This is a genomic window from Rhizobium sp. SU303 (genome assembly GCF_021052345.1).
Lineage (GTDB): Bacteria > Pseudomonadota > Alphaproteobacteria > Rhizobiales > Rhizobiaceae > Rhizobium > Rhizobium laguerreae.
Map to the genome: position 1 here is coordinate 745,389 of NZ_CP088095.1, position 12,943 is coordinate 758,331.

General features: G+C 66.0%; 8 protein-coding genes. 7 read left to right on the forward strand and 1 reads right to left on the reverse strand.

Going from position 1 to position 12,943, the window contains the following annotated elements:
- The first annotated feature begins 99 nt into the window (after positions 1 to 99).
- The 5 genes from RlegSU303_RS03600 to RlegSU303_RS03620 are packed head-to-tail and all read left to right on the forward strand — an operon-like array spanning position 100 to position 10,842.
- Complete coding sequence (locus RlegSU303_RS03600; protein ID WP_131720395.1) at positions 100 to 3,963, forward strand: DUF4132 domain-containing protein; 3,864 nt, start codon at positions 100 to 102, stop codon at positions 3,961 to 3,963.
- 2 nt (positions 3,964 to 3,965) lie between these two features.
- A complete protein-coding gene (locus RlegSU303_RS03605; protein WP_231283465.1) occupies positions 3,966 to 5,057 on the forward strand; it encodes an ATP-binding protein in 1,092 nt (363 codons plus the stop codon).
- Positions 5,058 to 7,610, forward strand: coding sequence for a DUF5682 family protein (locus RlegSU303_RS03610; RefSeq protein WP_131624396.1), 2,553 nt, complete (start codon positions 5,058 to 5,060; stop codon positions 7,608 to 7,610).
- Positions 7,607 to 8,767: a VWA domain-containing protein gene (locus RlegSU303_RS03615; RefSeq protein ID WP_231283466.1), complete on the forward strand. Its 1,161-nt coding sequence runs from the start codon at positions 7,607 to 7,609 to the stop codon at positions 8,765 to 8,767. The genes RlegSU303_RS03610 and RlegSU303_RS03615 overlap by 4 nt, the downstream gene beginning before the upstream one ends.
- Positions 8,764 to 10,842, forward strand: a complete 2,079-nt coding sequence (locus RlegSU303_RS03620) for a hypothetical protein (RefSeq protein ID WP_131720397.1) — start codon at positions 8,764 to 8,766, stop codon at positions 10,840 to 10,842. Before RlegSU303_RS03615 ends, RlegSU303_RS03620 begins: the two co-directional genes overlap by 4 nt.
- 9 nt (positions 10,843 to 10,851) lie before the next feature.
- Here RlegSU303_RS03620 and RlegSU303_RS03625 read toward each other — a convergent pair whose 3' ends face one another.
- On the reverse strand, positions 10,852 to 11,160 hold the full coding sequence (locus RlegSU303_RS03625; RefSeq protein ID WP_017959343.1) for a hypothetical protein: 309 nt from the start codon (positions 11,158 to 11,160) through the stop codon (positions 10,852 to 10,854).
- Positions 11,161 to 11,341: 181 nt separating this feature from the next.
- Between RlegSU303_RS03625 and dinB the strand changes: the two genes are divergently transcribed.
- Positions 11,342 to 12,430 (forward strand): DNA polymerase IV, encoded by a 1,089-nt coding sequence (dinB, locus tag RlegSU303_RS03630; protein WP_131624390.1) that lies wholly within the window; start codon positions 11,342 to 11,344, stop codon positions 12,428 to 12,430.
- Positions 12,431 to 12,626: 196 nt separating this feature from the next.
- Positions 12,627 to 12,929 (forward strand): hypothetical protein, encoded by a 303-nt coding sequence (locus RlegSU303_RS03635; RefSeq protein ID WP_131624388.1) that lies wholly within the window; start codon positions 12,627 to 12,629, stop codon positions 12,927 to 12,929.
- Positions 12,930 to 12,943 lie beyond the last annotated feature (14 nt).

Below are 12,943 nucleotides of genomic sequence, written 5' to 3' on the forward strand. Positions count from 1 at the left end.
ATGCCAGCGCGCTGACACTGTTTTCCCATCGCCCCTGGCCGCAGCATCACCCAAAAGACATGACCGCGCAGAATTAGCCCTGGTGAGGAGGGATTGACGATGTTCGTAGAGGGTTTGAAGAAGCTTTTCCGTGGCCGTTCGGAAAGGGACGACGGTCCGGCAGGAGGCGCACTGACGGCAAGGGACAGGGACGCCATCACGGCGGACCTCGCCTTCTTCGACAGCGTCGAAAAGGGTCTCGGCAAGGCGCTTGCCTGCTATGTCCTGACAGGCGCCGACGAAGCGAGCGTGCTTCATGTGAGCAATCTGTTGAAGACCACCCAGGGTGATATCCGCACCAAGCTTCACAATGTGTTCATCGCCGTGGCTGACGATTGGAATAACAAGGTCGAGCGCGAGAAGCGCCACAAGGCCAGGGAAAGGGTGCTCTTCGAACTCGAAGGCTTCGATCCGGCGGCGCTTTATCGCTATCTCCATCTGCACAGCCAGTTTAATGCGCAAAACCGGGCGTGGCGCTTTCCCGGCAGCGATCAATCGCCGCATTGGCTGCGCACGGCAAGCCTGCTCTTCGACACCTCGGCACCGGAAGGCCGCAATCCCCTTGGCTTTCTCACAGCGCCGCGCATTTCCGAGATGATGGAAGCTGCCGAGCTTGCCCCCTCGGTCGCGCCGCTGATCGACTGCGCCTTTTCGGATAAGGACGTGCCCTACGGATATCTGACCCAGCGGATGCTGAAACTGCCCGGCCTTGCCGATGCGATCGCCGCCATGCCCGAGGAAGCGACCAGGACGATCGGGACGCTGGCGGCAGGCGGCCGCGAGGTCATGGTCAGTTTCCTCGGCCAGAACGGCCTGATCGACCGCGACCGCCACTTCTTCGACTTCGCCTTCCAGATGGCGAGCGACGGCGCCAAGACGGTGCGCGAGGCGGCTTCGAATGCGCTGAAGGTGGCCGACGAGGCAAAGGTGCAGGTAAAGGCCGAGGAATTTCTCGCCTCCCGCAAGGCCAACGAACGGCTGGCCGGCGTCAATATTCTGGCCGCCCTGCTGCGCGAGCGCTCCCTGCCGATCCTCGACCGGCACGGGGGCGAGGAAAAATCCAATACGGTGCTGGCGGCGATCGCAACGATCCGGGCGACCTATGCGGCAGGCAAGGTTGCCGGCGCCGAGGCAGGCGAGGGCGAGGGGGATGGCGAGGCAGGTTACCTCGCCTTCGACGGCAGCTTCGTTGCCGCGCCGCCGCCCGCCGCCAAGGAGGAGCCGCTGCCGGCCGATCTGGAAGAGGCGTTCCGCAAGCTTCTGACCGAAGCTAATGCCGCGGCCCGCATCGATTACGACCAGACGCCGCCGGGCAAAGACTGGAACCAGCGGCCGGCCCGTCCGTTTTCGCCACCCTTCGAGCCGGCGATTGCAAAACATATCGTCGCCGCCATGCGGGGTGAACGCCTCAGCGAGGCGCAGCGCCGGGAGATCTGGAAAGCGGTCGACGACAAGAGCACCGATAACTGGATGCGGCAGACGCGCCAGCTCCTGGGCAACGGGCTGAAGGCGATCTTCTCCCGTACGGATATCTCCTTTCAGGCGCTGTCGCGGCTGCTTTTCCAGGCGACGGACGGGCGGCATTGGCAGCACATCCTGCGTATCGTGCTGGGAACGACGAATTACTGGATGCGCGGTCCCGACAATGAAATCCTCGCCCGCATCAAGGCCGGCGCCGATATCCGCATCCTCGCTGATATCGCCGCAGAGGCCGGAGCGCCGGCATTCGGGACCATGGTCGATGCGCTCGCCGACAAGGCCTATGTCAATATTTCCGAGATGATCGACGAGCCGGCGCCCGCCAATGTCTGGCCGCTGCTGGCCGAGAACTTTGCCGCGCTCGACGCGGCGCTCGCCGGCGACGGCCTGAAGGAGCGCTGGAGCGAGGATTTCATTTTCTCCTGGCTCAGGATGTTTCCGCACCTGCCGCGCCGCTATTTCCCGCTGGTGGCCGACCGCGCCGTGCAAGGAGGCGTCCGCCAGCGCGAGTTTGCCCGTTACCTCCTGCGCGAAGTCGCCGATCTGACGCCGCTGATCACGCCGATGCTGACATCAGGGCCGGAAACCAAACGGCTTGCCGCTGCCCGCTGGCTGGCGGAACGGCGGGACGGCAATGCGATCGCGCCGCTGCGGGCGGCCCTGGCCAAGGAGAAATCGGTCACGGTCAAGGCGGCCGCCATGTCGGCACTCGCCGCCTGCGGCGACGATACCTCCGATCTCTTCGCCGAAGAGACGCTGCTGGCCGAAGCCGAAAAGGGGCTGGCCTCGACCAAGGTCGATTATTCCCCGCTTTTCGATGCCGAAAACCTGCCTGTGCTGCATTGGGCGGATGGGCGCGAGGTCTCGGCCAAGCTGGTAAAATGGTGGTTTGCCCGGTCGCACAAGCTGAAAATGGCCGGCGGCGATCCCATGATCCACATGGCGCTCGAACGTCTCGACCGCAGGGATGCCGAGCGGCTGGGGGCGGCGGTCGTCTCCGCCTTCATCTCTTACGACACCCAGCGGCCGACCAGCGAAGAGGCCAATGCCTATGCGGCGGAAAATGCCAAGCAGCGCTACGACTATACCAAGCAATGGCGCAAGGATTTTACCGAGGAACTGGCCTTCGCCGAGCTGCGCCGCGAAAAGCTCGCCATCTATTTAAACAGCGCGCTCGATCATCGCGGCCTGCTGGCGCTTGCCCGTTTTGCGCCGCCGGCCGAAACCACGCTGCTCGTCAAGCGGTACCTTCGCGAGCATGGCAAGCGGCCGAACCAGTGCCGGGCGCTGATCGATGCGCTGATGGCAAACCCGGTTCCCCAGGTGCTGCAGCTGGTGCTGATCGCCTCGCAGCGCCACAAGCAGCCGGGTATGCGCAAATATGCCGGCGAAGTGATCACCGCCTTTGCCGAGGCCCGCGGCTGGACGCCGGCCGAGCTCGGCGACCGCACCATGCCCTCTGCCGGCATCGACGAGGACGGCATTCTCGAACTGCCGATCGGCGAGCGGCTTTTCCGGGCGCGGCTGGTGGCGGAGCGCGCGAAGAACGGCGCGCAGGAGCTGAAGCTCACCGTTGAAAATCCCGACGGCAAGCCGATCGCTTCACTGCCGACCCCGACCGATCCTGAAGAGGCCGAAGAGGCAAAGGAGGGCAAGAAGCTGCTTTCCAACGCCAAGAAGGAGCTGAAGCAGACGGTGGAGCTGCAGAGCGGCCGTCTCTATGAGGCAATGTGTGCGGCCCGCATCTGGCCGCGTGAGGATTTCGAAACCTTCCTGCTCGCCCACCCGATCGTCGGCCGGCTGCTGCGCCGCCTGGTTCTTGCCGGCCATGATGACAAGGGCAAGATCATCGGAAGCTTCCGGGCGCTCGATGACGGCAGCTTCACCAATGCCGAAGACGAGCCGGTTGTGCTCGACACTTTTTCCGGCATCTCGATCGCCCATCGCGTCAGCCTCGGCGAGGCGGGCGCCAAGGCCTGGAAGACCCATCTCGACGATTACGAGGTCAAGCCGCTGTTCGAGCAGCTCGACCGCCCGGTTCTGTCGGACGAGAAACCCAATGCCAAGCATATCGACGACCGCAAGGGCTGGATGATCGACAATCTGACGCTGCGTTCGGCCGCCGAGGCGCTCGGCTATGTCAGAGGGCCGGTCGAGGACGGCGCCGGCTTCTACACCTATGAGAAGGCCTTCGGCGATTGCGGTTTTGCCGCCGTCATCGAATTCACCGGCAGTTATATCGGCGAGAATGAACGTGTGCCGAAGGCGCTGACCGAAATGCGCTTTGCGAAAATTCTGCCGGGCGGCCGGGTGATCTATGGCGGCGAGACGACGCTCTCCAAGGTGCCGCCGGTCCTGCTCAGCGAAACATGGAACGATCTGCGCGCCATTGCCGACAAGGGCACCGGCTTCGATAGCGAATGGCAGAAAAAGGGCGGATGGTGAACATGGATCAGACAGCACTTCGCCCGGCGACGGAAACCCTCCATGCCGCCGAACTCGCCAAGCTCGAGCAGGCCGACAAGGGGCTGCGCCCGCCGGGCTGGCGGCTTTCGGCGCGCGCGGTGCGCTCCTTCGTGCTCGGCGATCCCGCGCTCGGCATCTCGCGCAAATTCTATGGCGACGATGCGCTGGTCGAGCGTGCGATCGTCAGCCTGATGGGCGAGCAGGGGCTGCTGCTTGTCGGTGAACCCGGCACGGCGAAATCGATGCTGAGCGAGCTTCTGGCGGCAGCCGTCACCGGCTCGACCCGTCTGGTCGTGCAAGGCTCGGCCGGCACCATGGAAGAACATCTGCGTTATGGCTGGAACTACGCGCTGCTGATTGCCGAAGGCCCGAGCGAAAAGGCGCTCGTGCCATCGCCGGTGCTGCAGGCGATGCGGGGTGGCCTCGTCATGCGCATCGAGGAGCTGACGCGCTGCCCGCCGGAGATCCAGGACGGGCTGATCTCGATCCTCTCGGAAAAGATGATCGCCATTCCCGAACTCGGCGATGGCGCGATCGTGCGCGCCGCACCCGGCTTCAACATCATCGGCACGGCGAACCTTCGCGACCGCGGCGTCAGCGAAATGTCGAGCGCCTTGAAGCGCCGCTTCAATTTCGAGACTGTGCATCCGATCACCGACCCGGCCTTCGAACGCGAATTGATCGAGCGCCGTCTTGCCGACCGCCTGGCACCTTCAGGCATCAAGCCGGATATGTCGGACGCGGCCCTTGGCATCCTCGTCTCCTGCTTCCAGGATCTGAGGGCCGGCCGCACCGCCGAAGGCGTGACGCTGCAGAAGCCGACGGCCGTCATGTCCACCGCCGAAGCGGTCAATGTCGCCCATGCCGCCGCCCTCGAAGCCGCCTATCTCGGCGACGGCAGGGTGACGGGCGCCCATCTCGCCCGCCAGATCGGCGGCATCGTCATGAAGGACGATCCGGAGGACGGCCGCAAGTTCAAGTCCTATGTCGATCATATCGTCAAGGACCGCGCCCGCTCGGGAAGCGACTGGCGCTCCTTCTACGAGGCGGCGCGCGCCTTAAGGCTCGACTGAATGGAGGCGGCAGCGGCAGCGGCGGAACGTCAGGACTTTCTCGCCTACGGGCAGCGGCTGACCTCGGGCGAGGGCGGGTTTTTCTTCTTTCCGATCCGCCACCACAGCCCCGCCTGCGCGCTGCATCTTGCCGCAGCCCTGGCCGAAATCCGCCCGCGCGCCATCGTGCTGGAGATGCCGGCGGATTTTGCGCCCCTGCTGCCGCTGCTCTCGCATCCCGACATCAGGCTGCCGATCGCCATCGTCTCGGTCGCCGATGGGGAAAAGACCTCCGACGAGCGCCTTCCTGTCGGATACTGGCCGTTTTCGGCGACCTCGCCGGAATGGGCGGCCCTGCGGCTGGCGGGCGAATTCGGCAGCGCCGTCATTCTGGCCGACCGGGAGAGCGGCGCCCGCCTGGCCGCCGCGCGGTCGGAGAAGAAGGGCGAGACCGGGGAAGACGGTGAGGAAGCCCCGAGACAGGACGAGCCGAGACAGGATGAGCCCAGACAGGACGAGCGAAGCCAGGACGAAACGGGGCCGACCCTTTTGACCGATGAGGGCCAGCTTGCCTATTCGCATTATGCCGATGGCCTGGTGAAGCGCCTCGGCGTGCGCGATTTCAACGAGGCCTGGGACCGGCTGTTCGAATCCCGCGCGGCCGAAAAGGACTGGCGCGGTTTCTTCCGCGACGTCGGCATTCACTGCGCGCTGTCGCGGCTTGCCACACCGGCCGAGGAGATTGCCGCCGACGACACGCTGGCCCGCGAGGCCTGCATGCGGGCGGCGATGGCAAAGGCTCAAGCGCTTTCCGGCGACGGGCCGATCGCCGTCATCACCGGCGGATTCCATACGCCTGTGATGATCGATCCCCCGCCGGATAAGCCCGAGGAGACGAAGGTGCAGGCCAAGCCGGGCATCCAGACGAAGTCCTATCTGATCCGCTACACCCACGACCATCTCGACCGGATCAACGGCTACGGCGCCGGCATGCCGTCGCCGCGCTGGTACGAGCGGCTGCAGCAGCGGATCGCCGAGGGCCATGACGATCCGTTCACCGAGGCGGCGACCGATGTGGTTCTCGACCTCACCCAGCGCCTGCGCCGCGACCGGCCGAATTTCACCCCGCCGCTGCCCTCGCTTGCTGCAACCGTCGCCCAGGCGCAGGCGCTGGCCGATTTGCGCGGATTGCAGGGTCCGGGGCGGGCTGAAATTCTCGATGCGGCACGCTCCTGCCTCATGAAGGGGGAAGATCCCCGCAACGGTTCGCCGCTGATGGAGGCGCTGCTTGCCGAGCTCACCGGCGAAGGCATCGGCGAGGTGCCCAGCGGCGCCGGCGCTCCGCCGCTGGTGGAAGCGGTGCGCCGGCGGGCCCGGGCGCTCGGTTTCCGCATTGAGGACGGCACGGAGCGCAACCGCCTGCTCGATATCCATCGCAAGCCCCGGCATCTAGCCGCCAGCCGCTTCCTGCATGTGATGACCTTGCTCGGCACCGGCTTTGGCCGTTGTCTCAGAGGTCCGGATTGGGCGGGCGGCATTGCCACCGACGTGCTGTTCGAGGAATGGACCTATCGATGGTCGCCGGCCGTCGAAAGCCGGCTGGTGGCACTCTCGATCGATGGCGATACGGTGGAGCGCGCCGCCGACGCCGTTCTCGCCCGCCGAGTCCAGGCGCTCGGCGAGGAAGGCCAGGCGAAAAACGCCCATGCGGCCATCCGCCTGCTGATGATTGCAGCCCAGGCGGGTCTTGCCAGATCCTGCGGCGCGCTGATTGCCGCGATCGGTCCGGCCGTTGCCACCGATCCGGATTTCGGCCGGGTCTCGGTCTGCCTGTCGATGCTCGATAATCTCCAGCGCGGCCGCAAGGCGCTGGGTTTTGCCGGCATGCCGGGGCCGGATGAACTGCGCCTCATCGCCTATCGCCGCGCGATAGACCTGCTGCCGGACCTCGAGACCGCCAGGGACGAGGACGTGCCGCGTTATGTCGATGCGCTGGCAACGCTGAACGAGATCGCCGAAGCCGGCGCGCAGGCTGGAGAAGGCGAGCAACCGCTCGATCTCGATCTGCTCGACGAGGGGGTCGCCGCCCTCATCGACGCCGATCTGGCGCCGCGGGCGGCAGGCGCGGTCGCCGCGATCGGGCATATGTCGGGCAGGCTGAGTGCGGAGGCGCTGGCCACCCGTGTCATCGGCCCACTGCAATTCAGCGTCGGCGAACCGCCCGCCCGGGTGGAGGCGCTGGCCGGCCTGCTGGCGGTGCAGCCGGCCCTGCTCAAGCGCACGCCGGCGCTGCTGGAAAGGCTGGATCTGGTGCTCGCCGGCTTCGACGAGGCTGATTTCATCGAGGTGCTGCCGGCGCTGCGCCTTGCCTTCACCGCCCTTGCGCCTGACGAAACCGATGCGCTCGCCGCCGTGATCGCGCAAGCGAAGGGCAGCGATCTCGATCTGGCGCCGCGTTTCTCCGGTGGCCTGACAGAGGCCGAGATGCTCGCCAATGCCCGCCTCAATGCCAGCTTTGCCGAGCTGATGCAGGCAGATGGGCTTGGGCTCTGGCTGGAGGAGCGGGCGCCATGAGCAACGACAACAAGCCCGAGGAAAGTCTTCGCCGCTGGCGCCTGGTGCTTGGCCGCTTTGCCGAGCGCCAGCTCTCCGGCAGCTGCAGCGGCGCCGACGCCCGCCGCGATGCCGCGCTCGACCGCATCTACGGCGAATCCTATCGCCGCCGCGGCATCCGCACCGGAGGCCCCGAAGGCAACAGGAAGGACCCCAAGGGCGGTGCGGAGCCGCCGCAGATGACGCTGCCGGAATGGTTTGGCGAGATGCGCTCGCTCTTTCCGAAATCGGTGCTGGAGCGGGTCGAGAAGGATGCGCTCGGCCGGTTCGGCATGACCGAGATCCTCGACGATCCGAAGGCACTCGCCGAACTCGATCCCGACCCGTCGCTGCTTGCGGCACTGCTTGCCCATCGCGGCCGCTCCGATCCTGTCATCGCGGGAAAAATCCGCCAGGTCGCCAAGCGCGTCGTCGAGGAGCTGACGAAGAAGCTGCGCCTGAAGACGAGCCGGGCGCTCTCCGGCGCAAGACGGCGCGGCGAGACCACGGCGCGCCGCTCCAGCGCCCGCGACATCGCCTGGAACCAGACGATCCGCAAGAACCTGAAGAACTGGGACCAGGCGCGGCGTGTGCTGATCGCCGAACATCTGCATTTCCACGCCGCCGCCCGCCGCCATCTGCCCTGGCGGATCGTGCTCTGCATCGACCAGTCGGGCTCGATGGCGACCTCCCTGATCTACAGCGCCGTGATGGCCTCGATCCTTTCGACGCTGCCGGCGGTGACGGTGAAGCTGGTGCTGTTCGACACGTCGGTGGTCGACCTCAGCGACGAGGTCGGCGATCCCGTCGATGTGCTGATGTCGGTCCAGCTCGGCGGCGGAACCGATATCGGCCGGGCCGTCGCCTATTGCGAGGCGACCCATATTGCCGAGCCGCAGCGGACGATCTTCGTGCTGGTCTCGGATTTTTGCGAAGGTGCGCCCGCCGCCCCGCTCTTTGCCGCGGTGCGGCGGCTTGCCGGCGCCCGGGTGAAGCTGCTCGGGCTTGCCGCTCTCGATGAGGCCGCCCGGCCGGCCTATGATCGCGATACCGCCGCCCGGCTCGTCGATGCCGGAATGGAGATCGCCGCACTGACGCCGGAGCATTTTGCCGATTGGGTTGCGGGGCATATCAGGTGAAGCGGGGCAAGACGGAAAACTCCCAGCGTTTCGATGCCGCAGCCCTCAGCGATGAGGTGCTGGAGGCAGCCTCCTCCAAAGGCCTGCTGCGCCGCGCCCGCCGGGATGTGGAGGCCGGGCTCGTGCGCCTGTCCGGCTGGGATGGCGGGACAGCCCTTGCCGAAGCCGATGGTGAAAGCGTGCGGCTCACCGCCGGTCCGCTGGCTGCCGCAAGCTGCAGCTGCCCGGCAACCGGCCTTTGCCGGCATATTCTCGCCGGCATCATTTTCATCCGCGAGGCGGAGGAGGTAAGACCGGCCGAGGAGCCGGGCGCAGCCGAGACGGCGGAGCCGATCCGCGCTGAAGCCATTCCGGATCCACATGCGGAAATCCTTTCGCTCGAGCAAGACGTCATCATCCGCGCCTTCGGCCGCGCCGCTTTTATCCAGGCGCAAACGCTGCTGGCGGAACTGGAACCGGGCGCGATCAGGATTGAAACGAGCCCGAATGCCGTCCGCATCGCGCTCGGCGCCCATCATCAGGTGCTTTATCCCGCCGGCGGCGGTCCTGCCGGCATGCTCTCCAAGGCGGCGACCTCGCAACGCGCGGCGCTGCATGCGGCAGCGCTTCTCGCCGTCCGCGGCCCCGGTGAGATGACCGCCGGTGCCGAACAAGCGCCGGAAGAGCCAGGCAGAGCCACGTCAGGCACACTCGAAGACGCGGCCGCATTGCTGCGCGATGCCGCGCGCCAGGCGCTGTCGAAGGCGCCTGCCGGTCTCGAAGAGCGGATCGGCGATCTTGTCCTGTCCTCGCGCACCGAAGCAATGCCGCGGCTTGCCGCCGAGCTTCGCACCATCGCCGCGATGATCCGGCGAAGACGCGAGCGGCTGGATGCGGCCGATCCCGCCGAGCTTCTCGTCATGCTGGCGCGCGCCTATGCCTTGACGGAGGCGCTTCAAGCCTCGCCCGATGAACCTTTGCTCACCGGCGCGGCTGCCGAAGCGCCGCAGCCGCTGCCGGCGATCGACCTCGTCGGTTGCGGCCTGCGCCTGTGGCAGGCCGACAGCGGCGCACGCGGGGTGACCGGCTATTATCTCTCCATGGACGGGCGAAGCTTCAGCGCGACGCTGGCGCGCGGGGCCGGCAGCGATCCGGGTTTTGTGCCGCGCCAGGCGGCCACCGCCGAGCCGGTCTTCGGCCGTTCGCTCGCGGCGATCGCCGGCAGCGCCTTCCGCCTCGAGGGCGCCTCCGCCACCGGGGACGGCCGGCTGCAGACCGGCAACGGCCGCGCCGAGCTTCTCAAGGCCGGCTGGAGTGCTGCCGTGCAGGGGATCGAAGGCGCGGTCATCGATGACTGGAAACAATGCGCCATCCGTCTTGCGAGCGCCTTCCGGCCGAAACTTGCGGCCCCGCCGCGCCGCGCCCTGCCGCTGATCTTGCGCCCAGTCGCTTTCGGCTCGCTGCGCTTCGACGGCGTGGCGCAGGCCGGACGCTGGCCGGTGCGGGATCGCGAAGGGGCCTGGCTGGAGCTGGAGATAGAGGGCGACGAACGGCTGGAGGCCCATTTCGCGCTGCTTGGCTCGATCGGCGATCGCCAGCCGCCGCTGCTGACCGTCCTCGCCGAAGCCCGCGGCGCCGACATCGTGCTTTCGCCGCTCGGTTTCGGAACCGACAGCCTGACCCTCCTCGACCTGCCGCCGGCGCCGGCAACCACGACCGCGCAAAAGCCGAGCTTACTCTCGCGCCTCACCAAAAGCTTGACGCTGCCCGGCGCGCCGGAGCGCAAACCGATGCGCTTCGAAGCGCTGGCCCGCCCGCAGGCCGCCAGCCAGCGGCTGATCTCCACCGCCTTCGACGAAATCCTGGCGCTCGCCGAACTCGGCGGCCGCATGGAGGATCCGGAGCGGCTGCAGCGCATGCAACGCCTGGGGCGCACGCTTGGCGAAGCAGGCCTGGCGCTTCCCGGCAGCCTCGTCGGCCAGCTGGCCGCCGCCTCCGGCCAGACGCGCCCCGACCGCCTGCTGCGCGCCGCCTACGCTCTCGATCTGCTCGCCCGCCTCGATCCGCATTTGCCGTTTGTGAGGATGCTGCCTTGAGGCTGGGTCTCAGCGGCTCGATACACGCACTGCGCCGGCAGCTCGGAGACTGCGCTGGACGGCGGCGACTTGGCTGGATGCGATATCCGCCGAGACCTCGATCTCGCCTTCGAGCGGCGCATCGCGACGGGCGCCATCGTCATGAGAGATATCCCCGCCTGATGGCGCCGAACCCGCACTGTTCCGGTCGCTTGCCGACCGGATAAAGATGTCGGGCCTCGAAACCCCATGCTGCTGAACCAGATGTTCGACCGCGAGATCAGCGGCTTCGCGTGTTTCGAATGTGGCTCGGATCGTGATCGTGCTGTCGTCCGCCATTGGCTGCCTCCTTATTTTCATTTTTCACAGGATGAGAACGCCTTGGGCGGCTGGTAGTTTCGACGGCAGGTCCGAGCCGCCCATTGGAATTGTTGATATCGCGTCCCAGGCCTGCTATGTTCTGTTTTTGTTTCGGCGCGCAATTTCAGATGCCGATCCCATCGCGATCGCTGAAACCGCCATGAACGAGATAAGCTCACCCCCCGTCCGCAAAATCGTCCATGTCGACATGGATGCTTTTTATGCGTCGGTCGAGCAGCGCGATAATTCGGACTTGCGCGGCAAACCGATTGCCGTCGGCGGCTCGGCCGCCCGGGGTGTGGTGGCGGCGGCGAGTTATGAGGCCCGTAAATTCGGCGTCCACTCGGCAATGCCGTCGGTGACTGCCAAGCGCAAATGTCCTGACCTGATCTTCGTGCCGCCGCGCTTTGCCGTCTACAAGGCGGTGTCGCAGCAGATCCGTGAGATCTTTGCCGAATACACGCCGCTGGTCGAGCCGCTGTCGCTCGACGAGGCCTATCTCGATGTGACGCAAAATCTGAAAGGCATGACGATCGCCACCGAGGTCGCTCTGGAGATTCGCGCCAAGATCAAGCAAGTCACCGGCCTCAACGCGTCGGCCGGGATTTCCTACAACAAATTTCTTGCGAAGATGGCGAGCGACCTCAACAAGCCGAACGGCCAGGCTGTCATCACGCCGAAGAACGGGCCGGCCTTCGTCGAGCAGCTTCCCGTCCGGAAATTCCATGGCGTCGGACCGGCAACCGCTGAGAAGATGCATCAACTCGGGATCGAAACAGGCGCCGATCTCAAGGAGAAGACACTCGAGTTCCTCGTCGAGCATTTCGGCAAGTCGGGCCCCTATTTTTACGGCATCGCCCGCGGCATCGACGAGCGCCAGGTCAAGCCCGACCGGGTGCGCAAATCGGTCGGCGCGGAAGATACCTTCTCACAGGACCTCCACGCTTTCGAGCCGGCTCGCGAAGGTCTCCAGCCGCTGATCGAAAAGGTGTGGGCTTACTGCGAGGCCAACGGGATCGCCGCCAAGACAGTGACGCTCAAGGTGAAATATGCCGACTTCAGCCAGGTCACTCGCAGCAAGACGGTTCCGGCACCGCTGCCGGCAATCGCCGACCTCGAGGAGCTGGTCAACCTGCTGCTCGCGCCGATCTTTCCGCCGCGAAAGGGCATACGGCTGCTCGGCGTCACCCTCTCTTCGCTGGAAGGACGAGCACCGGCCGCGGCGCCGCAGCTGCGGCTGGCTTTTTAGAGCGCCAGCATCGGCTGCCGCAGGGGCCTGGTGCGCATCCTTGAACGACGGCGACGACCGTCCGTCGCCGCATTGGTTTCATCCAACCGGATATCCGCGATTTCGGCGGCCAGTGTTCCATGAAATCGCACCCGATTTCGAGCCGGGCCGGAACCTCGTCGGATCTCCGAAGTTTGCGGGACGAGGAGAATTCCACATGCATCTGATACAGTTGTTTATTCCGGCAGCGCCGCAAGCAGCGATCGACATCGAAGACATTATCGCGATGATTCAGCGCGAGATGACGGAGCGTCATGGCGGGGCGACTTCATACCTCAATTCCCCGGCAAAGGGGTTTTGGTCCAATGGCGAGGGCACTGAAGAAGATACGATCATCGTGATCGAAGTGATGGTGGACAGTCTCGATCGGGCCTGGTGGCGCCAATACCGGCGCAAGCTCGAAGAGCTGCTCGGGCAGGAAGAATTGCTTGTGCGGGCACTTCCAGTCGAAACGCTCTGACCGTCTGGAAGCCT

What these genes read in the sequence shown, in the direction of transcription:
- RlegSU303_RS03600 (WP_131720395.1), top strand. Translation starts at nt 100, where the DNA reads ATGTTCGTAGAGGGTTTGAAGAAGCTTTTCCGTGGCCGTTCGGAAAGG.
- RlegSU303_RS03605 (WP_231283465.1), top strand. Translation starts at nt 3,966, where the DNA reads ATGGATCAGACAGCACTTCGCCCGGCGACGGAAACCCTCCATGCCGCC.
- RlegSU303_RS03610 (WP_131624396.1), top strand. Translation starts at nt 5,058, where the DNA reads ATGGAGGCGGCAGCGGCAGCGGCGGAACGTCAGGACTTTCTCGCCTAC.
- RlegSU303_RS03615 (WP_231283466.1), top strand. Translation starts at nt 7,607, where the DNA reads ATGAGCAACGACAACAAGCCCGAGGAAAGTCTTCGCCGCTGGCGCCTG.
- RlegSU303_RS03625 (WP_017959343.1), bottom strand. Translation starts at nt 11,160, where the DNA reads ATGGCGGACGACAGCACGATCACGATCCGAGCCACATTCGAAACACGC.
- dinB (WP_131624390.1), top strand. Translation starts at nt 11,342, where the DNA reads ATGAACGAGATAAGCTCACCCCCCGTCCGCAAAATCGTCCATGTCGAC.
- RlegSU303_RS03635 (WP_131624388.1), top strand. Translation starts at nt 12,627, where the DNA reads ATGCATCTGATACAGTTGTTTATTCCGGCAGCGCCGCAAGCAGCGATC.